This window comes from Sanguibacter sp. HDW7, from assembly GCF_011300875.1.
In the GTDB taxonomy this organism is placed as follows: Bacteria; Actinomycetota; Actinomycetes; order Actinomycetales; family Cellulomonadaceae; genus Flavimobilis.
In genome coordinates this window covers 2,971,779-2,994,013 of sequence record NZ_CP049862.1, presented here as the reverse complement: position 1 = coordinate 2,994,013, position 22,235 = coordinate 2,971,779, and the positions used below count along the sequence as shown (strand labels likewise).

Annotated in this window: 19 protein-coding genes; 11 read left to right on the top strand and 8 right to left on the bottom strand. The window is 73.3% G+C overall.

All coding sequences use genetic code 11. The features are described from left to right. The first annotated feature begins 343 nt into the window (after positions 1–343). From G7063_RS13550 to G7063_RS13525, 6 genes are read left to right on the top strand one after another with little or no spacing between them, the layout of a single operon-like run. Positions 344–1,414, top strand: coding sequence for a peptidoglycan-binding protein (locus tag G7063_RS13550; protein ID WP_166414860.1), 1,071 nt, complete (start codon positions 344–346; stop codon positions 1,412–1,414). Then, positions 1,414–2,049, top strand: a complete 636-nt coding sequence (locus tag G7063_RS13545) for an ABC transporter ATP-binding protein (protein WP_166414859.1) — start codon at positions 1,414–1,416, stop codon at positions 2,047–2,049. Before G7063_RS13550 ends, G7063_RS13545 begins: the two co-directional genes overlap by 1 nt. After that, positions 2,042–3,118 (top strand): hypothetical protein, encoded by a 1,077-nt coding sequence (locus tag G7063_RS13540; RefSeq protein WP_166414858.1) that lies wholly within the window; start codon positions 2,042–2,044, stop codon positions 3,116–3,118. Before G7063_RS13545 ends, G7063_RS13540 begins: the two co-directional genes overlap by 8 nt. A 44-nt stretch (positions 3,119–3,162) precedes the next feature. Further along, a complete protein-coding gene (locus tag G7063_RS13535; protein WP_166414857.1) occupies positions 3,163–3,903 on the top strand; it encodes a hypothetical protein in 741 nt (246 codons plus the stop codon). Then, the gene (locus tag G7063_RS13530; protein WP_166414856.1) at positions 3,900–4,658 is read left to right on the top strand and encodes a hypothetical protein; all 759 of its coding nucleotides are present in this window, start codon (positions 3,900–3,902) and stop codon (positions 4,656–4,658) included. The genes G7063_RS13535 and G7063_RS13530 overlap by 4 nt, the downstream gene beginning before the upstream one ends. Beyond that, positions 4,655–5,413 (top strand): hypothetical protein, encoded by a 759-nt coding sequence (locus G7063_RS13525; RefSeq protein WP_166414855.1) that lies wholly within the window; start codon positions 4,655–4,657, stop codon positions 5,411–5,413. Before G7063_RS13530 ends, G7063_RS13525 begins: the two co-directional genes overlap by 4 nt. A 114-nt stretch (positions 5,414–5,527) precedes the next feature. Here the strand turns inward: G7063_RS13525 and G7063_RS13520 are convergent, their stop codons facing one another. The 3 genes from G7063_RS13520 to G7063_RS13510 are packed head-to-tail and all read right to left on the bottom strand — an operon-like array spanning position 5,528 to position 9,320. Continuing rightward, positions 5,528–6,619 carry a MaoC/PaaZ C-terminal domain-containing protein gene (locus G7063_RS13520; protein WP_166414854.1) on the bottom strand — a complete coding sequence of 364 codons (1,092 nt, stop codon included), beginning with the start codon at positions 6,617–6,619 and terminating at the stop codon, positions 5,528–5,530. Then, positions 6,619–7,971, bottom strand: coding sequence for a 3-oxoacyl-ACP reductase (locus G7063_RS13515; RefSeq protein WP_166414853.1), 1,353 nt, complete (start codon positions 7,969–7,971; stop codon positions 6,619–6,621). The genes G7063_RS13520 and G7063_RS13515 overlap by 1 nt, the downstream gene beginning before the upstream one ends. Beyond that, positions 7,968–9,320 (bottom strand): acetyl-CoA C-acetyltransferase, encoded by a 1,353-nt coding sequence (locus G7063_RS13510; RefSeq protein ID WP_166414852.1) that lies wholly within the window; start codon positions 9,318–9,320, stop codon positions 7,968–7,970. Before G7063_RS13510 ends, G7063_RS13515 begins: the two co-directional genes overlap by 4 nt. 63 nt (positions 9,321–9,383) lie before the next feature. Here G7063_RS13510 and G7063_RS13505 point away from each other — a divergent pair, with 63 nt between their 5' ends. Continuing rightward, positions 9,384–10,193, top strand: coding sequence for a TetR/AcrR family transcriptional regulator (locus tag G7063_RS13505; protein WP_240916101.1), 810 nt, complete (start codon positions 9,384–9,386; stop codon positions 10,191–10,193). A 38-nt stretch (positions 10,194–10,231) separates the two neighbouring features. Beyond that, positions 10,232–12,307: an acyl-CoA dehydrogenase gene (locus tag G7063_RS13500; RefSeq protein ID WP_166414851.1), complete on the top strand. Its 2,076-nt coding sequence runs from the start codon at positions 10,232–10,234 to the stop codon at positions 12,305–12,307. 135 nt (positions 12,308–12,442) lie between these two features. On the opposite strand, the gene G7063_RS13495 is transcribed toward G7063_RS13500, so the two are convergent. Then, complete coding sequence (locus G7063_RS13495; protein WP_166414850.1) at positions 12,443–13,369, bottom strand: dihydrodipicolinate synthase family protein; 927 nt, start codon at positions 13,367–13,369, stop codon at positions 12,443–12,445. Positions 13,370–13,480: 111 nt separating this feature from the next. On the opposite strand from G7063_RS13495, the gene G7063_RS13490 reads away from it, so the two are divergent. Continuing rightward, on the top strand, positions 13,481–14,710 hold the full coding sequence (locus G7063_RS13490; RefSeq protein WP_166414849.1) for a Fic family protein: 1,230 nt from the start codon (positions 13,481–13,483) through the stop codon (positions 14,708–14,710). 15 nt (positions 14,711–14,725) lie between these two features. Here G7063_RS13490 and G7063_RS15335 read toward each other — a convergent pair whose 3' ends face one another. Genes G7063_RS15335 through G7063_RS13475 form a run of 3 tightly spaced genes read right to left on the bottom strand, consistent with a single transcriptional unit; the run spans position 14,726 to position 17,829 of the window. Next, positions 14,726–15,403: a superinfection immunity protein gene (locus G7063_RS15335; RefSeq protein ID WP_240916100.1), complete on the bottom strand. Its 678-nt coding sequence runs from the start codon at positions 15,401–15,403 to the stop codon at positions 14,726–14,728. 49 nt (positions 15,404–15,452) lie between these two features. Next, on the bottom strand, positions 15,453–16,913 hold the full coding sequence (locus tag G7063_RS13480; protein WP_166414848.1) for a heparan-alpha-glucosaminide N-acetyltransferase domain-containing protein: 1,461 nt from the start codon (positions 16,911–16,913) through the stop codon (positions 15,453–15,455). A 49-nt stretch (positions 16,914–16,962) separates the two neighbouring features. Next, positions 16,963–17,829, bottom strand: coding sequence for a DUF2599 domain-containing protein (locus G7063_RS13475; protein WP_240916290.1), 867 nt, complete (start codon positions 17,827–17,829; stop codon positions 16,963–16,965). A gap of 185 nt (positions 17,830–18,014) precedes the next feature. Between G7063_RS13475 and G7063_RS13470 the strand changes: the two genes are divergently transcribed. Further along, entirely contained in the window at positions 18,015–18,791 is a 777-nt protein-coding gene (locus G7063_RS13470; protein WP_166414846.1) for an SDR family oxidoreductase, read from the top strand. 145 nt (positions 18,792–18,936) lie between these two features. On the opposite strand, the gene G7063_RS13465 is transcribed toward G7063_RS13470, so the two are convergent. Continuing rightward, positions 18,937–19,575 carry a hypothetical protein gene (locus G7063_RS13465; RefSeq protein ID WP_166414845.1) on the bottom strand — a complete coding sequence of 213 codons (639 nt, stop codon included), beginning with the start codon at positions 19,573–19,575 and terminating at the stop codon, positions 18,937–18,939. A 337-nt stretch (positions 19,576–19,912) separates the two neighbouring features. Between G7063_RS13465 and purL the strand changes: the two genes are divergently transcribed. Next, positions 19,913–22,234, top strand: coding sequence for a phosphoribosylformylglycinamidine synthase subunit PurL (gene purL / locus G7063_RS13460; RefSeq protein WP_166414844.1), 2,322 nt, complete (start codon positions 19,913–19,915; stop codon positions 22,232–22,234). Position 22,235: the final 1 nt, after the last annotated feature.

Genomic DNA, 22,235 nt, shown 5'->3' with positions numbered 1-22,235 from the left:
ACTCACAGGCGACGCTCAGGTTCAGCGGGTCATTACTCAGGGGTTTCTCAGACGGGGTACGGGGTTCCCGCACTCATACCGTGCGGGGCTGGACGTACGTGATGGTACGGAGCAGTCTTGGCGGCACCGGACAACCTGCACCGACGGGGCTCGCACGCGAGACCCGGCCGCGGCGAGGACCCGGGGGCGGTCCGACCGTCCGGGCGACGGCGCCCGGCGGCCGCCTGACCAGGGGGTGCACACGATGGCGCGCGGGGAACGCAGGGGGCAGCGGGATCGCAAGGGGCGCGGCGACCGCAGGGCGCGGGGCGCGCTACGCCAGGTGGGGTACTGGGTGCCGCTCGTGGCGCTCTGGGCGGCCCCTGTCGTCGGGGTGGCGCTCGTCGTGCCGTTCGCGGACGCGGCGGAGGCCGACGCGGTGAAGGACCCGGTGCCGACGACGGTGACGGTCGGCGAGCGCGAACGGGACGGTGAGCGGTCGGTGAGCGTCGCGTTCTCGCTCGTCGAGGCGCCGCAGCCCTACCTCGCGACGTCTGGCCTCGTCACGGCGGTGCTGTACGAGCATGGGAAGGCCCTCAAGGAGGGTGCCCGGATCGTCGAGGTCGACGGCGTGACGCTCCGCGCGCACCGTGGCGAGCGGCCGTTCCACCGGGAGCTGGGCGCGGGGGCGTCGGGCCGTGACGTCACCGAGCTCGTCCGCTTCCTCAAGGCCACGGGCCACAAGAACGCTGCGGTCGACACGCGTGGCAGGGTCGGAATCGCGCTCGTCACCGCGATCAAGGACTACCAGCGGTCGATCCGCGCGCAGGTCGACGGCGTGTTCCGACCGTCGTACGTCATCCACCTCGATGCGGGCACGACGGCGCTCGACCGCCCCGAGGTCGTCGTGGGACGTCCCGTCAACGCGGGCGACCCTGTCGGCGAGGGCCGCGGGCAGGCGTCGGCGGCGCGGTTCACGACGGGCGACGGGCGGCCCGTGACGATGCCGGTCGCGGGCCCGTACGTCCTCACGGGCGGCGACGGCCTGGAGGAGCCGGTGACGGGCTTCGCGTTCGAGGGCGCGGACGCCGAGAAGCTCCGCACGCGGCTCGTCGCGGCGGGCCTCACCGCCACGCCGCCGAACGACATGACACCCGACGAGGTGTTCTTCGACCTCACGCTCGCCGCGGCGAAGCCCGTGACGGTCGGGTCGGTCGCGACGTCCGCGCTCCACGGCGCGCCGGGTGGTGGCTACTGCCTGTTCCGCCTCGCGGAGGGCGCCGACCCGGCGACCGCGACGCCGGTGAAGATCGACGACGCGACGCCGCTCGACGGCGAGGTCGCGCTCGCGGCCGTCGACCGCGCGCACGTCGGCGAGCAGGTCGTCCGTGCGGCGTCCCGCCTGCCCGCGTCGGTCCTGGCGGGGTGCGTCTGATGGAGGTGCAGGTCGAGCAGGTGAGCATCGCGTTCGGCGACGTCCACGTCGTCGACGACTTCGACGCGGTCTTCGCGCCGGGCCGGGTGACGGCGCTCGTGGGCCCGTCGGGTTCGGGTAAGTCGACGATCCTCGCGGCCGTCGCGGGGTTCCTGCGGCCGCGCTCGGGTCGGATCGTCGTCGTAGGTGACGACGGCACGCCCGGTCCGCCGCACCCGCGGCACGTCGGCTGGGTCGCGCAGGGCGCGAACGCGCTCGGCGCGCGCACGGTGCGCGACAACGTCATGATCGGCGCGCTCGGCGACGGCCTCGACGTGCCGGCGGCGGCTGCCGCCGCGGACACTGCGCTCGCGCAGGTGGGGCTCACGCACCGGGCCGACGCGCTCGCGCGGACCCTCTCCGGCGGCGAGCTGCAGCGCACCGCGTTCGCGCGGGCCCTCGCGACCCGCAGGCCGCTCGTGCTCGCGGACGAGCCGACGTCGAGCCTCGACGCGGCCGCGACGCAGACGATCATCGACCTGCTGCGCGGTCTGCGCTCGGACGCGACGGTCGTCGTGGCGACGCACGACCCGGCGGTCATCGAGGCCGCCCAGGACCGGGTCGACATGCGGACGGTGGTGACGGGGCGTGCATGAGTCCGACGGGTGGCGGCTCGCGACGCTCGTCCGCGAGGCCGTGCGGAACGCCCTCGGCGCGCGCGGACGTCTCGTGCCGCTCGTCCTCGCGGCGGTGCTCGCGGGTGCGGCGCACGTCGCGGTCGCGGTGAACGCGAGCGCGCGGCTCGACGCCTCGCTCACGGATCTCGAGTCCGAGGGGCGTCACGTCGTGACGATCTCGACGAAGGACGTGCCGGGCCAGTCGCGCGGGGCGGGGACGACGGGCGTGCGGCCCGCATCGTGCGAGGCGCTCACGCGCGTGCCGGGCGTCGAGCTCGCGGGCGTCGTCGTGGAGGACGTCGAGAAGCTCGCGACGGCGCAGCTCGGATCGTTCGTGCCGGTGCGGCGCGTCTCGTCGTCGCTCGTGCCCGAGGTGGCGACGCACGACGTCGTCGTGGGGACGAGCCTCGCCGAGCGGGTCGGACTCGACGCGACGCCGGGCGCCCGGGTGTCGCTCGGCGGCCTCGGCGCCGAGGCGCAGGACGCCGTCGTCGGTGGTGGGCGCGTCCTGCCGAGCACGATCGCGATCTTCACGGCGCGAGCACCGGGGGACGCGCCGGCGGCCGAGTGCCGCGTCGCGATGTCGCGGTTCGTCGACGTCGAGCGCATGCTGCCGATCCTCACGGGTTCGCTGCGGACGGTCGGCGCGGAGACCGTCGTCGAGCCGATGCTGCGGGAGACGACGGACGTCGTCGCGCTGCACGCAGGCCGGGTCGACCGGCTGCTGCCCGTGCTGCTGGGCGTGCTCGGCGGCCTCGTCACGGCGGTGCTCGCGCTGCTGCGCTCGGCCGAGCTCGCGACCTACCGGCTCGCGGGGACGTCGCGCCGGTCGCTCGGGCTGCTGCTCGGGTTCGAGGCGTCGCTGCTCGGCGGTGTGTTCCTCGCGTCGTCGGCGCTCGCGATCCTCGCCCTGCGGGGCGAGCTCGTCGCGCCGCTCGCGAGCGGCGCGTGGGCGCTCGCGGGGGCGTGCGCGTGGGTCGCGGTCGCGTCCCTGCTCACAGCGCCGCTGCTGCGGCGGCGGCCGTCCGACATGGCGAAGGACCGATGAACGTGCGGAGCCGGCAGCCCGCCGGCCGGGTGAGGGGGAGCAGGATGCGGTGGACGATGGTCGGGGTGCTCGTGGCGGCGCTCGCGCTGGGCGCGTGCACGCCCGCGCCCGACGACGACGGACCGGAGGTGACGCCGACGTTCAAGCGCACGGTGCCGCCGTGGGAGTTCGTCGAGATGGTCCCGTCGGTCGCGCCCGACGGGACCAGATGGGAGTGCGACGCGGACATGTCGTCCTGCGGCGAGGTCGTGGAGGGCCAGCTCCCGCCGACGGTACCGTTCCCGCAGGACCCGGCGATGACGGAGCGGCTCTCGGACCGACGGCTGACGCGGGAGGAATACGAGTCCCAGTTTCTCGACTATGTCGCGTGCCTCGAGGAGTTCGACATCGGTGTGCACGTGGCGTCGATGTCGACGCCGATGATCAGCTTCTCGACCGACGCCGTCCCGATGGACATCGAGTCCGACGCCTACCGCGCGTCGACATTCTGCGGTGACACGCACTGGGAGCCGGTCAACTACCACTGGCAGGCCTACGAGATGCCGCAGCCGCACCTTGAGGAGGACGTCGAGCACCTGCTCGCCTGCATGACGGAGGCGGGGATGACCCCGGTCATCACGACGGTGCCGGACGACGGGCCGGAGCAAGCGTTTGCGCGCCGCGACCTCAGCGAGCAGATCCGCGAGGAGATGTTCGCCGGTGAGGTGCCGATGTCGGTGTGGGAGACGTGCATCGAGGGGATGCCGTCGGCCGTCGCGGAGAACGAAAAGGAGGGGGACTCATGACCCGCAACGTCCTGGGCGCGCTGGCGCTCGCGCTCGCGGCGGCGCTCGCGCTCGGCGCGTGCACGCCCGCGCCCGACGACGACGTGCCGGAGGTGACGCCGACGTTCAAGCGCACGGTGCCTGCGTGGGACTTCCCGGAGACGGTCCCGTCGATCGCGCCTGACGGGAAGAGGATGAACTGCAACGTCGAGATGACGTTCTGCTTCGAGGATCTGCCAGGCGCGATGCCGTTGCGGACGCCGTTCCCGCCGGACCCGGCGATGACGGAGCGGCTCGCGGACCGCCGGCTCTCGCGGGAGGAGTACGAGGCGCAGTTCCTCGACTACACGGCGTGCCTCACAGAGTTCGGTCTGGGCTTCGACGTGTGGGACATGTCGGCGCCGATGATCAGCCACGGGCTGCATTCGGTGGGCAACGACTGGACGACGGAGGCCTACCGGGCGGAGACGTTCTGCGGCGACACGTACTGGCAGCCGGTCAGCCATCACTGGCAGGCCTTCGAGATGCCGCAGCCCCACCTTGAGGAGGACGTCGAGCACCTGCTCGCCTGCATGACGGAGGCGGGGATGACCCCTGTCATCACGGCGGTGCCGGACGACGGGCCGGAGCGGGCGCTCGCGCGCCACGACCTCTTTGAGCAGGGCGACAAGGCGACGTCCGCCGGCGAGGTGTCGCAGTCCGTGTGGGACTCGTGCGTGGAGGGGACGCCGTCGTCCATCGCCGAGGCGGCTGAGCAGAAGGAGAACGACTCATGACCCGCAACGTCCTGGGCGCGCTGGCGCTCGCGCTCGCGGCGGGGCTCGCGCTCGGCGCGTGCACGCCGGCACCCGACGACGACGTGCCGGAGGTGACGCCGAGCCTCGCGCGGAAGGCGCCACCGGAGTGGATCTTCGCGGAGGTGACGCCGACGACCGGGCCGGACGGCCGCAGGTACCTGTGCGGCGCGACAGGGACCTGCATCGAGGACAAGCCCGGTCAGAACCCCATGACGGACCCGTTCCCGCCTGACCCGGCGATGACGGAGCGGCTCAAGGATCGTCGGCTCACGCGGGAGGAGTACGAGTCCCAGTTCCTCGACTACGTCGCGTGCCTCGAGGAGTTCGACATCGGCGTGCACGTGGCATCGATGTCGACGCCCAAGATCAGCTTCTCGACCGACGCCGTCCCGATGGACATCGAGTCCGACGCCTACCGGGCGGACAGGTTCTGCGGCGACACGTACTGGGAGCCGGTCAACGCCCACTGGCAGACGGTCGAGATGCCGCACCCGATGCGCGCGGAGAACATCGAGCACATCATCGCGTGCCTGACCGACGCGGGGATCGCGCCTGTCGTCACGGCGGTCCCGAAGGAGGGGCCCGAGCAGGCGCTCGCCCTCGAGGACCTCGACATGCAGGTGTGGGAGTCGGCGAAGGCGGGAGCTCTCACGATGAAGCAGTGGGACCGTTGCAGCGACGAGAAGCCGTCGTCCCTCGCTGAGCAGGCGGAGCAGAAGGACGGTGACTCATGACCGGCAACGTCCTGGACGGCGGCTGACCACCTCCCCGAGATAGGGTCTGCACGCGAGACAGGGGGCGGCATACCCCTATCTCGCATCCCGACCCCTATCTCGCGAGGGCGGGGGTCAGGTTGTCGGGGTGACGGATCCAGCTAGGTGGAGCTTGCCCGACTGCGAGCGGCCCGCATACGTCCAGGATCCGTCGGGCATCGTCGTGTAGGTGACGTCGACGCGGCCGGGCAGGAGGACGGGCTTGGCGAACTCGACGGTCCAGTCGTACGTCGTGCCGCGCCGCGGGCCGACGTCAGCGAGGGCGCGGGCCGCGGTGTACATGCCGTGCGCGATGGCGCGCGGGAACCCGAAGGCCTTGGCGGAGAGCGCAGACATGTGGATGGGGTTGCGGTCGCCGGACACGGCGCCGTAGGCGCGTCCGACGTCGGCGCCGAGGCGCCACGCGACTGAGGCCCCGACACGGCCCGACGACGTGCCCACGCCCGACGACGCCTCCGTGCCCGACGACTTCTCCGCACCCACCGTCGCAGCGACGCCCGACACCTCGGCGGTGCCCGACGGCTCCGCGCCCGGCGCCTCGGCCGAACCCGTGCCCCCGACGAGGTGCACCCCCTTGGCGAGGTACGTCGAGACGCCCCGCCACGCGACCTCGCCGTCGACGGCGATCTCTGCGCACACGTCGAGCTGCGTGCCGCGCCGGTGGGCGCGCAGATCCTGCGTCCACGCGGTGACGTCGAGGGCGTCGCCCAGGTGGACGGGCCGCAGGACGGACGCGGCGTTGGCGACGTGCACCATGCCGAGCAGCGGCAGCGGGAAGTCGGGCCGCACCATGACGGCGGTCGCGACGGGGAACGCGAGGACGTGGCAGAAGCCTGACGGCAGGGCGTCGGACCCGGTCTCGCCGAGCAGGTGCTGGTAGGACGTGAGGTGCCCGGGGTCGACGCGGACACCCTCGACGCGGTGCGCGACGGCCGGCAGCGTCGTCGCCGTCGTGCGGCCCGGGATCCGGGCCGCGGCCGAGCCCGCCGCGCCGCGCACGTAGAGACCGCCGAGGCCCGGCACCGACGGCAGGGTCTCGACGCGTGTGCCCGGCGGCGGCCCGGTGACCGTACGCGACCGGGGAGCGCCCGCATCGGGGGACGGTCCGGGCGCGACCGCGTCGCCAGCCTGCCCGGCGACGCCCGGAGCGTCGCTCGCGGCGTCCATCACGCCCCCACGAGGTTCTGGCCGCACACGCGGAGCACCTGACCGCCGACAGCACCGGCGCCGGGCGAGGCGAGGAACGTCACGGCCTCGGCGACGTCGACCGGCTGCCCGCCCTGCTGGAGGGAGTTGAGCCGCCGGGCGACCTCGCGCGTCGCGAAGGGGATGCGCGCCGTCATCTCGGTCTCGATGAAGCCGGGAGCGACGGCGTTCGCGGTGCCGCCGACGTCAGCGAGCAGCGGGGACGTCGCACGGACCATGCCGATGACCCCGGCCTTCGACGCGCCGTAGTTCGTCTGGCCGCGGTTGCCCGCGATGCCCGACGTCGAGGCGAGCGACACGATGCGCGGCGCGTCCCGGAAGAGGTCGGAGGCGAGCAGCACCTCGTTGATGCGCAGCTGGGCCGCGGTGTTGACCGCGAGGACGGAGTCCCAGCGGGCCGCATCCATGTTGGCGAGGAGCTTGTCGCGTGTGATGCCCGCGTTGTGGACGACGACGTCGAGACGCCCGTGACGCGCGCGGGCGTGCTCGACGATGCGCTCGCCCGCGTCGTCGGCCGTGATGTCGAGCTGGAGCGCCGTGCCGCGCACCTCGTTGGCGACCTTTGCGAGGTGCTCGCCCGCGGCGGGCACGTCGACGCACACGACCTTCGCACCGTCGCGCGCGAGGGTGCGGGCGATCGCGGCACCGATGCCGCGGGCGGCGCCGGTGACGACGGCGACCCGGCCGTCGAGGGGGCGCCCGTCGTCCTGTGCGACGACGTCCGCGGCCCCGACGGTGAGGAGCTGGCCGTCGACGAACGCCGAACGTGCCGAGAGGAACCAGCGCAGCGGCGCGAGGACGCCCTCGCCGCCGACGGCGGCGCCGCCGGAGAGGACGAGGCCGTTCGCGGTCGCACCCGCGCGCAGCTCCTTGGCGAGCGAGCGCGTGAGCCCGACGACGGCCTGTCGTGCAGCGGCGAGCGCGGGCGCGTCGTCGGCCGTCGACTCGCGGGCGAGCGTGAGCAGGCGCGCGCCGCGCGCCGTCTGCTTGAGCACGGAGCCTGCGGCGAGGACGTGCTCGGAGAGGTCCTCGACGCGCTCGATCTCCGTGAGGACGAGGACGACGGCACCCCAGCGGGCCGTGCCGGTCGTGGGGGAGCGGTGGACGTCGAGGCCGAGGCCCAGGAGGTGCTGCGCGACGGCGTCCGAGTCGGAGCCGTCGTGCGTGTCCGGGCCGAGCACGAGGACGGGGCCGGGGACGAGCGGGTCGCCCGCGCGGAAGCGCCGGAGGATCGCGGGCTGCGGCAGGCCGAGGCGCTTGGCGAGGGTCGCGGTGAAGCCCGTGTTGACGAGGTGGGTGTAGCGGTCGGTCATCGCGCGTCTCCCTCGGTGGTGGCGGGGACGGACTCGAGGATCGCGGCGACGCCGAGCCCGCCTGCGGCGCACACGGACACGAGCGCGCGGAACGGGCCGGCCTCGGGGTTCGCGGCCTGGAGCTCGGCGAGCTGCTTGGCTGTCTGGGCGACGATGCGTCCGCCCGTCGCGGCGAAGGGGTGGCCCGCGGCGAGCGAGGATCCGTTGACGTTGACCTTGTCGGGGTCGATCGTGCCGAGCGCGCCGGGCAGGCCGAGCTCGGTGCGGCAGTACTCGTCGTCGGCCCACGCGGCCTGGGTCGTGAGGACGACGCTCGCGAAGGCCTCGTGGATCTCGACGAGGTCGAGGCCGCCGAGCGTGAGGCCCTGGCGGGCGAGGAGGCGCGCGACGGCGTGGACGGGGGCCATGAGCAGGCCCTCGTGGCCGTGGACGAAGTCGACCGCGGCGGTCTCCGCGTCGACGATGCGCGCGAGGAGCGGCAGGTTGCGTGCGGCTGCCCAGTCGGCGGAGCCGAGGAGGACGGCGGACGCGCCGTCGGACAGGGGCGTCGAGTTGCCGGCGGTCATCGTCGGCATGTGGTCGAGGCGCTTGCCGAAGACGGGGCTGAGCTTGCCGAGCTTCTCCGCGGAGGTGTCGGGGCGCAGGATCTGGTCGCGGACGAGACCGCGGTAGGGGGTGACGAGGTCGTCCTGGAAGCCGCGCTCGTAGGAGGCGGCGAGGTTGTGGTGCGAGCGGAGGGCGATCTCGTCCTGGGCCTCGCGCGTGATGCTCCAGCGGGCGGTCGTCACGGCCTGGTGCTCGCCCATCGACAGGCCGGTGCGGGGCTCGTCGGTGCGCGGGGCGTCGGGTGCGAGGTCGCCGGGGCGGATCTTCGCGAAGGCCTTGAGGCGGGTGGGGAGGTCCTTGGCGTGGGCGGCGGCGAGGAGCGCGCGGCGCAGGCCGGGGGAGACGGCGATGGGGGCGTCGGACGTCGAGTCGACGCCGCCGGCGATGCCGGACTCGACCTGGCCGAGGCGGATCTTGTTGGAGACGGTGACGACGGCCTCGAGGCCCGTCGCGCATGCCTGCTGAAGGTCGAACGCGGGGGTGCGCGGGTCGAGCGCCGTGCCGAGGGTGGCCTCGCGGACGAGGTTGAAGTCCTTGGAGTGCTTGAGGACTGCGCCGCCGACGACCTCGCCGAGGCGCTCGCCCTGGAGCCCGTAGCGGGCGACGAGCCCGTCGAGCGCGGCGGTGAGCATGTCCTGGTTGGAGGAGCGGGCGTAGGCACCGCCGACCTTGCCGAAGGGGATGCGGTTGCCGCCGAGGACATAGGCGTCGCGGGGTGTGCTGGGGGTGGGTGACACGGTCATCGTGGGCCTCTCGCTCCGTTGCTCAGGTTCCTCGAACCCAGAGTACCTGATACTGTGGGTTTCGTGAGTCCGATCACATCGGGACGTGGCACCGACGCCACCCAGGACGACGGCGGCACCGCCGTCCGTCGTCGCACCTCCGCGGCCACGACGCCGCGTCCCACCACCCTCTCGTCCCCGACGGAGTCCGTCGACGGGAGGTCCACCCGGTGGGACACCCACCGCGAGGCCCGACGCCTCGAGCTCACGCACGCCGCCCGCCGCATGGTCCACCGCCGCGGCCCCGACGTCTCCATGGACGACATCGCGGCGGACCTCGGCACCTCGAAGTCCATCCTCTACCGCTACTTCACCGACAAGGTCGGCCTCCAGAACGCGGTCGGCGAGGCCGTCGTCGGCGCGATCGGCGCGAGCCTGCGCGCCGCCGTCGAGAACGCCCCGACACCCCGCGCCGCGCTCCACGGCATGATCGACGCCTACCTCGCGATGATCGAGCACTCGCCGAGCGTCTACTACTTCGTCACCCGCAACACCGCGATCGCCAACGCCGTCGCCGTCCCCGCCCAGGGCGACGCGGCCCGGTCCGCCCCGCTGTCGTCGTTCCTCGGCTCCATCACGGCGGTCGTCGCGGAACCCTTCGCGCAGGCCGTCGGAAGCGACGACCAGCTCGACGTCGAGGCCTGGGCCGCGGGTGCCGTCGGCTTCATCTCCGGCACCGGCGAGTGGTGGCTCGCCCGCCTCGGCGAGCCTGGCACGCCCGACCGCGAGCACATCGCCACCCGCATCACCGCCTGGCTGTGGGCCGGCCCCATCGGCCTGCTCGCACGCGAGCGCCAGCGCGCCACCGACACCGAGAACGACACCGAGGGCTGACGCCCACCATCCGCACCGTTGGAGACGAAGGAGTCCCGATGACCGCGACAGCAGCACCCCGACCCTCGACGCACCTGGCCGACGACGCCGTGCTCGACGCAGCAGCCCTCACGCCCCAGCTCCTCGGGCGATGGGGCCACCTGCGGACGTTCACGCGCGAGATCCTCAAGGACGAGCGCTTCCACAAGATCGAGGGCATCTCCAAGGAGGAGCACCGCGAGCGCGTCCTCGGGCAGCTCAAGGCCCTCGTCACCGAGGGCAAGGTGCTGCGCGCCTTCCCGTCGCGCCTCGGCGGCGGGGACGAGCACGGCGGCTCGCTCGCCGCGTTCGAGGAGCTCGTCGTGGGCGACCCGTCCATGCAGATCAAGGCAGGCGTCCAGTGGGGGCTCTTCGCGTCCGCGATCCTCCACCTCGGCACCCCGGATCAGCAGGACCGCCTCCTGCCCGACGCGATGACCCTCGCGACGCCCGGCGCGTTCGCGATGACGGAGATCGGCCACGGCTCGGACGTCGCCTCGATCGCGACGACCGCGACCTACGACCCCGAGACGCAGGAGTTCGTCATCCACACGCCGTTCCGTGCGGCGTGGAAGGACTATCTCGGCAACGCCGCTCTCCACGGGCAGGCCGCGGTCGTCTTCGCGCAGCTCGTGACGAAGGGCGTGGGCCACGGCGTCCACGCGTTCTACGTGCCCGTCCGCGAGCGGCTCGCCGACGGCTCTGCCGGCCCGCTGCTGCCCGGCATCCAGAGCGAGGACGACGGTCAGAAGGGCGGCCTCAACGGCATCGACAACGGCCGCTTCGCGTTCGACCACGTGCGCGTCCCGCGCACGGACCTCCTCGCGCGGTACGGCTACGTCGCCGAGGACGGCACGTACTCCTCGCCCATCGAGAGCCCCGGGCGCCGCTTCTTCACGATGCTCGGCTCGCTCGTCCAGGGCCGCGTCTCGCTCGACGGCGCGGCCGTCAACGCGCAGAAGATCGCGCTCGCGATCGCGGTGCGCTACGCGACCGAGCGCCGCCAGTTTCCGGGCGCGGGCGGCGAGGAGACGGTCCTGCTCGACTACGGCGAGCACCAGCGTCGCCTCGTGCCGCTCGTCGCGCGCACGTACGCGGGGCTCTTCGCGCACGCCGAGCTCCTCGAGCTGTTCGACGACGTCTTCTCGGGACGCAACGACACCGACGCGTCGCGCGAGGACCTCGAGACGCTCGCGGCGACGCTCAAGCCGACCTCGACGTGGACCGCGCTCTCGACGGTCCAGACGTGCCGCGAGGCGTGCGGCGGCGCGGGATTCATGGCCGAGAACCGCATGACGGGCCTGCACGCCGACCTCGACGTCTACGTGACGTTCGAGGGCGACAACACCGTCCTGCTGCAGCTCGTCGGCAAGCGTCTGCTTGCCGACTACGCGAAGAGGTTCAAGGGCATCGACGCTGCGGGCATGGCGCGCGTCGCCGCCGAGCGCGCCGCGGACACCGTCTGGTACGCGACCCCGTTCGGCCGTGCGCTGCAGAAGATCTCCGACTCCGGTCAGGCTGCGCGCAAGGTCGCGCACCTGCGCGGCGAGGACGCGCAGCGTGCCCTGCTCACCGATCGCGTCGAGACGATGGTCGAGGAGGTCGCCGACCGGCTGCGTCCCGCGCAGAAGCTTCCCGACGACAAGGCAGCGGCGCTCTTCAACCAGCACCAGCACGACCTCATCGAGGCCGCGAAGGCGCACGCCGACCTCGTGCAGTGGGAGGCGTTCACGCGTGCGGTCGCCCAGGTGACCGACGAGGGCAACCGCACGATCCTCACGTGGCTGCGCGACCTCTACGGCCTGGCGGTCATCGAGGAGAACCTCGCCTGGTACCTCATGCACGGCCGCCTCACGGGCGAGCGCGCGCGCATGGTGTCGTCGTACATGACGCGCCTCGTCGGACGCCTGCGCCCGCACGTCCTCGGCCTCACCGAGGCCTGGGGCTACGGGCCCGAGCACCTGCGTGCGCCCATCGCGACGGGCGCCGAGAAGCTCCGTCAGGACGAGGCGATCGCCTACTTCAAGGCTCAGCGGGCGTCGGGGGACGCGCCCATCAGCGAGAAGGCGCTCAAGCGCCACGCGAAGAAGCGCTGAGCCGCTGCTGACGAGGCCCCCGCCCGCGACGCGTGCGGGGGCCTCGTCCGTCTACCCGCAAGCTTGTGCCCTACCCGCAGGTCTGGATCCGCGGGTAGGGCACAAGCTTGCGGGTAGGCGGATGGCTCGGGCCGCTCAGCGCTGACCGAGCGCCGCGAGGGCGTGTGCGACCTCGCGGCGCGCCGCTCCCGTGAGCGGCAGGAGCGGACGCGGCAGCGACGGCCCCTCGGCAAGCCCGCGAAGCTCGACGACGGTCGCCGCGACGCGCACGCCCGAGTATCGCCGGACAGCCTCCCAGAGCGGCGCAAGGTGCTCGTCGTCGACGGCGCCGCCTGCGCGCGCCGCTCGTGCGAGCGCGACGAGCGGCCCGGGCAGCGCCCCCGCGAGCGTCGAGTGCCACGCGTCCGCGCCCGCGGCGAGCCCGGCGGGCCCCGACGGGTCCCCCGAGAACCCGAGCGTCACGCCTGCGGGGAGCGCGGCGCGCAGCCCGGCGCGCAGCCCGGCGACGCGCGCACGAGCCACGTCCGGATCAGGTCCGGGGCCGGGCGTCTTGACCCCACCCACCCCCGGCAGCGCTGCGAGCTCGCTCAGCAGCCCGTTCGACATGTCGACCCGCGTCGTCACCGGGTTGTCGTAGACGATGAGCGGGACGTCGAGCCCCGCGAGCACGTCGGAGAAGAGCCCGAGCACCTCGTCGTCGCTGAGCGGCACATAGCCGACGGGGGCGAGCAGCACCGCGGCAGCGCCGGCCTGCTGCGCGTCGTCCGCGTGTGTCCGTGCGGCGGACGTGCGCAGCGCGGAGACGCCCGCGACGATGGGCGTGCCCGACGCGTGCTCCACCGCTCGGTGCACGACGGTGCTCCGCTCGTCCCGGTCGAGGTGCATGGCCGCGCCCGTCGAGCCGAGGACGCCGAGACCGTCGACGCCCGCAGCCACGGCGCGGTCGACGAGCCGGCCGAGCGCCGCGAGGTCGACCCGGTCGTCGCGCACGGGCGTCGGCAGGTGCGCGACGAGCCCGCGGAGGCTCGGGAGGCATGCGGGGGTTGTCCGAGTTCCGTCCATGCGGACGACGGTAGCGGCCGACGACACCGGCCTGCTGATCCACCCGCAAGAAGTGTGGGCTGGGCAATCCCTTACCTACAGTTTCTGAGAAAGTGTTGGTAACGTCGTGCCATGCAGTCAGCTGACGACGCGCTCGAGGTGCCCGCGGTCGGCAGCGAGCCCGACTACTGGGTCGCCGACAGCGACGGCATGACCTCCCGACGCGCCATGGCGGCCGCGTCGGGACCCTACGAGCGCGCCGTCACCCCTGAGATCGCCGCGCTGCGGCTCGCCATCCCGGCCGACCTCGTCGCGGACCTCGAGGAAGCCGCCGCCGCGCTCGCGTCCTTCGACCGGCACGCCGCCGCGGCGCTCGGCCCCGAGAGCCCGACGCTCGGACCCATGAGCTCGATCCTCCTCCACACGGAGTCGTCGTCCTCCTCCCAGATCGAGAACCTCACGGTCTCCGCGCGCCAGCTCGCCCTCGCCCAGATCGACGAGTCGACGTCCGTCAACGCGCGCGTCGTCGCGGCCAACGTCGCGACGATGGAGGCCGCGCTGCGCCTCGCCGACCACCTCGACGCTGCCGCGATCTGCGAGATGCACCGCGTCCTCCTCAGTGCGCAACCCGGTGGGGAGGAGCACGCCGGCCTCTTCCGCGAGCAGCTCGTGTGGGTCGGCACGAGCGCCGTCTCACCGCGCGGCGCGGTGCACGTCGCACCCCACCACGAGCGCGTCCCCGCCGCGATCGACGACCTCGTCGCCTTCATGGCGCGCGACGACCTTCCCGTCGTCGCGCAGACCGCGATCGCCCACGCGCAGTTCGAGACGATCCATCCGTTCGTCGACGGCAACGGGCGTACCGGCCGGGCACTCATCCACGCGACCATGCACGCCAAGGGCCTCGTGACCCGTACGACCGCCCCCCTGTCGGCGGGCCTGCTCACGGACACCAGCGCGTACACCGACGCGCTCACCGCCTATCGCACGGGTGACGCGCGGCCGATCGTCGAGCAGCTCGTGCGTGCAGCGCTCTTCGCCGCGAGCTCCGGGTCGCGGCTCGTCGACGACCTGGCCGCACAGGTCGCCGAGGGGCGCGAGGCGCTCGCCGCCACGGGGCTCCGCTCCCAGGCCGGAGCATGGAAGGTCCTGCCCGTGCTCGTGGCGCAACCCGTGCTCAACAGCAGATTCCTCCAGGAACGGCTCGGCATGAACCAGGTCGGCGCGCAGCGCGCGCTCGACCAGCTCGTCGCCGCAGGCCTGCTCGTCGAGCGCACCGGGCAGCGCCGCAACCGGGTGTGGGAGCACGGCGGGATCGTCACGGTCCTCGACGCGTACGCGGCGGGGCTCCGCAGGCGGTAGCGGCGCCTGCGCCGGTCAGGGCTGGGTGTGGCCCGTCCAGGCGTAGCCGTCCCAGTACTGCTGGCCGACGCCCGTCGGGCTCGGGTACCAGCCGGGCGGGGGCAGCTGCGGCTGCGAGACACCCTTGAGGGACCAGACGAGACCCACGACCCAGCCGACGAAGGTCCACCCGGTGAAGAGGGTGACGAGGGCGATCGCGGTCGTGTCTGGCCGGCGGCGCGTCACCGCGATGGCCCACGGCAGCATGTAGAGGCTCGTGAGGATCGCGACGATCCAGGAGACGATGAGCATCGTCTGGTCGGGCCGCTGTTGGTACGCCTGCGCGGCATAGGCCGGCTGGTAGCCCTGGGAGCCGTATCCCTGCGAGTAGTCCGGCGAGTAGCCCGGCGTCGCGTATCCCTGCGCGCCCGGGTTCGCGGCGGGAGAGGCGTACGGATCCGTCGTCCCCGGCGCGTACGAACCCTGGCCGTATGGACCCTGGCTGTACTGGCCAGGAACGTACTGCCCGGGCGCGAACGGGTCCGCGCCGGGCTCCCCGCCCGCAGGCGCGGGAACGCCGTAGCCAGAGTGGCCGCCGGACGGCATCGCGTACGGGTTCCCGCCCACGGGGCGGCCCTCGCCGTCGTAGCGGAGCTCGGGGTAGGGGCTCGACGACGACGGGGTCGTCGGGCTCCCGAACGGGTTGTCGGTCATGGCGGGTCCCTGTGTGCAGCGGTGCGACGACGTTCGTCGCACCGCAAGCCTAGGGCGTCGGCAGCCCGCGCCGCTGGGTCCCGCCGCGCCCTCGACGCCGTGGTGCCGGCACGGTCCGGACTGCGTAGCGCGCAGCGACGTGCGCGGTGAGCCGCTCGAGCGGACCCCGGCCCAGCGTGAGCGACCAGAGGGTCGCGAACGCCGTGAGCGCGCCGACCTGCCAGAGCCACGTCTGGAGCGACGGCGGCTCGACGAGACGCGGCACGAGGAAGCTGACGATGTGCAGGGAGTACACGGTGAGCGGCATGCTGCCGAGCGCCGCGAACGGCACGAGCAGCAGCCGCAGCACGCGAGGACGCCCGAGCAGCAGGCACAGACCGAGGACCGCGAGCACGAAGCCGCCCGAGCCGACGACCTCACCGAGCCCGCCCGTGTGCGGCTCCATCGAGACGAGAGCCGTGACGACCGCGGCCCCGGTCACGCCGTCGAGCACGAACGGCGGACGCCACCAGCCGGGAGCCCCGTCCCGGCCGAACGACGCGTCGCCGGTCGCGACCTCGTCGTACCGGTCGAGCGAGGCGGAGGCCGAGCCCGACGACGCGCTCGCGGGAGACGACCCGGCCGAGCGCGCCGTCGTCGCGTCGTCGTCGCGCCAGCAAGTCATGGCGTCAGGGTCGATCCGGACGCACCGGAAGCCGGTGAGGTCGACGTCCTCGCCCGGGATCTCGACGTACGACGAGCCCGGGCTGTCCGGTTCTGTGACCACGGGGGCGTCGGCCACATCGGGCGTGAGGAGCGTCGCCCCGCCGTACCCGACGATGCACAGGACGACGCCGACGCCGACGAGCGAGACCGCGCGCCGTACCGAGAGCAGGTCGCCACGGCCGACGACGATCCCCGCGAGCGCCAGCGCGAGCCACACGGGCAACGGATACATGCCGAGCAGCACGAGCTGCGCGCCGCTCCCCCCAGCGAGGCCGACGGACTTCCCGAGCGCGACGAGCGGCACCGCGACGGCCACGAGCAGGCCGACGGCGACGAGCAGGCGCCGCGTCGACCAGCCGACGATCGGCGCGACGAGGAGGAAGACGACGCCGTAGAAGCTGAGGATGATCGCGACGGGCGAGCCGACGAGCTCGAGAAGCACGCCGAGGAGCAGGACGACGGCCCCGCGGCCGACGAGCGTGAGACGGACGCGCCGGACCTCGTCGGCGGGGGCGGTCCGCACGCCGCGCGCCAGGAGCGCGATCGAGACGCCTGCGACGAGCGCGAAGAGCAGCGACGAGCGGCCGTTGACGACGCCGGCCCACGAGCCGGGCTCGTCGAGGACGAGCGGCGGCGCGCCGCCGACGTGCGCGGCGATCATGCCGACGACGGCGAGCGCGCGGGCAAGGTCGAGCCCGGCGACGCGCGGCGGGCGGACGATGCGCGACCAGCGGGCGCGCAGGCCCGCGCGGGGTGCGGCGGGGGGCGGAGGCTTGCCGGGCGCGGCGTCGAGCGTGGTCGTCACGGGGGCAGCCTAGGGCGCACAGGGTGGTCCGGCCCGTGCCCGTCCCGCGTCAGGTGGGGTTGCAGCGCGCCAGGAGGTACGCGAGATAGTCGACCTCGGGACGCCACGGCTCGAGGTTCCACGTGTCCTTGTCCGGGGCGCCGAGCGCGTGGCAACGGAGCTGGTGGTCCACGACCGTCGTGCGGGCCTCGGGCCCGACCGCCGCGAGCTCCGCGCGGACAGCCTCGAGCGCGGCCGTCGAGCCCGAGCGGCCGAAGGCCGTCGGGTCGACCTGGAGGGAGCGTCCGCCCTCGACGTCGTCGGCCCACGTCGCGCTCACGACGGCGCGCGGGGCGATCGACAGCGTGAGCGTCGTCGGCCGCGGGGGCGCGGTCGAGGCCGCGGCTCCCGATCGGGGCTCGACGGTGACGACGAGCGTGCGCCCGTCGTCCTCCGCGCGTGCCGTTACGCGGCGGGTGCCTGCGTCGTCCTGGGCCGACGGGTCCGTGCCGCCGACCCGCGGCGCGGCGCCGCCGTCCGTGAGCGTCGCCGAGCCGTCCGGGAACGACTTCCAGCGGGCACCCTCGACGCGTACGGCGAGCGCGTCGCCGTCGTCGAGCGTGGCCGTCACGACGACGACGCCGTCCGCGAGTGCTGCCTTCGGCGCGGCGCCGGTGCCGGTGCCGGTGAGCGTCGCCGTCGTCGTCCGGCCGAGAGCATCGGTCACCTGCGCGGAGACGGGCTCGCTGGACGGGGACGAGGGAGGTGTCGTCGTCGGCGTACGTGGAGGCGTGCTCGCGGGCGTCGTCGGCAGGGGAACCGCCGGTGCCCCCGGGTCGGAGCCGCACGCGGCGAGCACCGCCGCGCACAGCAGCGCGACGGCCGGGACGTGACGTCGCGCGCCACGTCGGGCGTCGTCGCGCGGGGCACGGGTCATCACGCGACGACACTAGCGGCCGCGCCGACCGACCCGACGGCTAGGTGGAATTCCCTACGCGGTGAAAGCAGTTTCTGAGACGTGTCGCAGGTCCTACTCCGGCTGACACGTGCAGTGCCAATCTGACTCCCGAAGCACGCTTGCACAGTGCCGAGCACCGGGCGTGCAGCACGAGGAGGATATTGGTGGGACGCACGATCATCGTCGGGACAGGGCTCCTCGCACGGGCCGTCGCCCACTCCCTCGCCCAGCACGGGCACCACGCCGTGACCGTGGGCAGGCGCGACGGCGTCGACATCCGCGGACGCATCGACCTCACGCCCTTCACGGACGGCGAGCCCGTCGACGCCGTCATCGAGGCCACGGGGACCGACGCCACGCGGTCGGCGGAGGCCGTGCGCTTCTTCGAGGCCTCGGCCCGGCACGTCGCAGCGGCTGCCCAGGAGGTCGGCGCCGGCATGCACCTCCTCGTGTCGATCGTCGGCTGCGAGCGTGCGACCGGTTTCGCGCACTACGCGGGCAAGGCCGCGCAGGAGCGCGCCGTGCGCGCCGCAGCGACCGAGGCGACCCCCGCGATCGTCGTCCGCTCGACCCAGTGGTTCGCGTTCCCCCGCCAGCTCGTCGACCGGCTCGCGCGCGGACCCGTCATGCTCGTCCCGCGCATGCTCGTCCGACCCGTCGCGCTCGACTCCGTCGCCGAGGCCGTCGCCGAGATCGTCGTCGGCAAGCGCGAGCGCGAGAGCGCCTGCCTGTGCGGACCCGAGGACATGACGCTCACGCAGATGGTCGCCGCCCTCGAGAGCCGCCCCGCCGTCCGCATCCCCATGCCGCTACCGGGTGCCGCGCGCGCCGCCCGTACCGGCGTGCTCCTGCCGACGGGCGGCGTCGAGGTCGTCGGCCCCCGCTACGCCGACTGGCTGCGCACGTACCCCGACGGACGCCGGCACGACCTCGTCGGCTGATCGGTCCCCGCCGGACGATGGGGCTCAGGCCCCCGATTCCTGCGACTCGTAGCGTCCCTGCACACTCGGGAACGGACGGACGAGCGCGCTCCTACCGAGCGTGGTTGTCCGACCTGTCGCGCTCGATCCCGTCGCTGACGACCGACTACCGGCGTCGTCGTCGGCGCGCTGTTCCGAGCATGCTGGGAGGCCCCCAACGTTTGCACGCGTCTGCGACGGCCATCGCGCCCAGGATGAGGACCGTGCACGTCACGAGAGCGGCGAGGGGCACGAGGGCGTCGTCCTCCCGTGCGTCGCGTGCGGCCGCGTTCCACCACCACACGATCGTCACCACCGACGCCGCCAGCACGACGCGCCAGGCCGCGCGCGGTGTCGAGCTGTCGATGAGGTGGACCCGGTCCTTGAAACGGAGGCGTCCGACGACGTCGAGGCTCGCGCGTGTCGCGACAGCACCCGGGACACCCGCGAGCAGCACGGCCCACAGCGGGAGCCGGATCTCCAGGATGGTCGGCGGGTGGTACTTCGCCGGGATGACGATCGGGAGGATCCACGAGCTCCCGTCCCTCCAGATCGCGACGGTCGCGAGCACGAGCACGGGCGGCACGATCGTCAGCAGGATCGCGGCCCCGAGGACGATGAACCGCATGAGGCGTGAACGACGGAAGAACCGTATCGAGGCGAGGTACTCCTCCCGGCGCTCGCCCGGACGCGTCGGGCCGGGCGGCAGCTCCGGCCGCGAGAAGGCGCGCCGCACGTCCGACCACGATGCCCGACGCTCAGCCATGGCCGAAGGCTAGCGCTCCGCGGCGCCCCGGCCGCGGCGGCTCGTTCGACTCGTAGGGCTGGAGCACCATCGAACGGTGCTGAAGGCCTACGACTCGATCTCTTCTTGCGACGCGTAGTACGCCTGCGCACTCCGGGGCCCGCGCGCTGTGTGCAGGGACGCTACGAGTCGGGGTGGGTGTGCCACCCGCCGGACCCTGAGACGCGCGTCCTCGGTGTCTGCGGGCGCGGCTAGACTTGCCGCGTCTCGCACCGTACGGAGGAGCACCCGGCCGCGCCCACGCTCGCGCGGACGATGCCGGCTCGCCGCACGCCGCCCACCACGCCCGAGGGAACCGATGACTGCGCCCAAGCCCACCCTGGACACCGTCGAGCACGCGGCGGCCACTCCCGACGAGGAGCAGCCCTTCGCGTCGCTCGGGCTCAAGCCCGACGAGTACCAGCGGATCAAGGACATCCTGGGCCGCCGCCCCACGGCCGCCGAGCTCGCGATGTACTCCGTCATGTGGTCCGAGCACTGCTCGTACAAGTCGTCGAAGGTGCACCTGTCGAAGTTCGGCGCGAAGACGTCCGACGAGATGAAGAAGCACCTCCTCGTCGGCATCGGCGAGAACGCGGGCGTCGTCGACATCGGCGACGGCTGGGCCGTGACCTTCAAGGTCGAGTCGCACAACCACCCGTCGTTCGTCGAGCCCTACCAGGGCGCCGCGACGGGCGTCGGCGGCATCGTCCGCGACATCATCTCCATGGGCGCGCGCCCCGTCGCCGTCATGGACCAGCTGCGCTTCGGCGACGTCGAGCACCCCGACACGGCGCGCGTCGTCCACGGCGTGGTCTCCGGCGTCGGCGGCTACGGCAACTCCCTCGGCCTGCCGAACATCGGCGGCGAGCTCGTCTTCGACGCGTCCTACCAGGGCAACCCCCTCGTCAACGCGCTGTGCCTCGGCGTCCTGCGCCACGAGGACATCCACCTCGCCAACGCCTCGGGCGTCGGCAACAAGGTCGTGCTCTTCGGCGCCCGCACGGGCGGCGACGGCATCGGCGGTGCCTCGATCCTCGCGTCCGAGACCTTCGAGGACGGCGTCCCCGCCAAGCGCCCGTCGGTGCAGGTGGGCGACCCCTTCATGGAGAAGGTGCTCATCGAGTGCTGTCTCGAGCTCTACGCGGCCGAGGTCGTCGAGGGCATCCAGGACCTCGGCGCGGCCGGCATCTCCTGCGCGACGAGCGAGCTCGCGTCCAACGGTGACGGCGGCATGCACGTGTGGCTCGACGACGTCCTGCTGCGCGACCCCACGCTCAACGCCGGCGAGATCCTCATGTCGGAGTCGCAGGAGCGCATGATGGCCGTCGTCACGCCGGCCAAGCTCGACGAGTTCCTCGCGATCACGAAGAAGTGGGACGTCGAGACCGCCGTCATCGGTGAGGTCAACGACTCGGGCCGCCTGACGATCGACCACCACGGTCAGCGCATCGTCGACGTCGACCCCCGCACCGTCGCGCACGAGGGCCCCGTCTACGACCGTCCCTACGCGCGTCCCGCGTGGCAGGACGGCCTCAGCGCGGACACGACCGTCGCCGCGGGCCTCGCCCGCCCGGCCACGGGAGACGAGCTGCGCGCCGCCGCGCTCGCAGTGCTCGGCTCGCCCAACCACTCCTCCAAGGCGTGGGTGACCAACCAGTACGACCGCTTCGTCCAGGGCAACACGGCGCTCGCGCAGCCCGACGACTCGGGCGTCGTCCGCGTCGACGAGTCCACGGGCCTCGGCGTCGCCCTCGCGACCGACGCGAACGGCCGCTACGCGAAGCTCGACCCGCGCGCGGGCGCGCAGCTCGCGCTCGCCGAGGCGTACCGCAACGTCGCGACGACGGGCGCCCGCCCGCTCGCGATCACCGACTGCCTGAACTTCGGCTCGCCCGAGGACCCGGACTCCATGTGGCAGCTCGTCGAGGCCATCGAGGGCCTCGCGGACGGCTGCTTTGAGCTCGGCACGCCCGTGACGGGCGGCAATGTGTCGCTCTACAACGGCACGGGCGAGCCCGGCCAGATCGACTCCTCGATCCACCCGACGCCCGTCGTCGGCGTCCTCGGGGTCATCGACGACGTCACGCGCGCGACCGCGTCCGGCTGGCGCACCGAGGGCGAGACGATCTTCCTCCTCGGCACGACGCGCGCCGAGCTCGACGGCTCCGCGTGGGCCGACGTGATCCACCGCCACCTCGGCGGCGTGCCCCCGCGCCTCGACCTCGCCGCGGAGAAGGCGCTTGCCGACGTCCTCGTCAACGCCTCACGCGACGAGCTCGCGGACGCCGCGCACGACCTCTCCGAGGGCGGCCTCGTCCAGGCGCTCCTCGAGTCCTCGCTGCGCTACGGCGTCGGGGCTCGCGTCTCGATCGCGGGCCTCGTCGAGCGCGACGGCGTCACCGAGTTCGAGGCGCTCTTCTCCGAGTCCGTCGCCCGCGCGCTCGTCTCCGTGCCGCGCGGCGAGGAGCAGCGTCTCGTCGACGCGTGCGTCGCCCGCGGCGTGCCGCTGCTCAAGCTCGGCGAGACCGGTGCGCTCGTCGACGACGAGCCCGCGCTCGTCGTCGACGGCCTCTTCGAGGTGCCGCTCGCCGAGGCCCGCGAGATCTTCGAGGGCACGCTGCCGCGCATCTTCGGCTGAC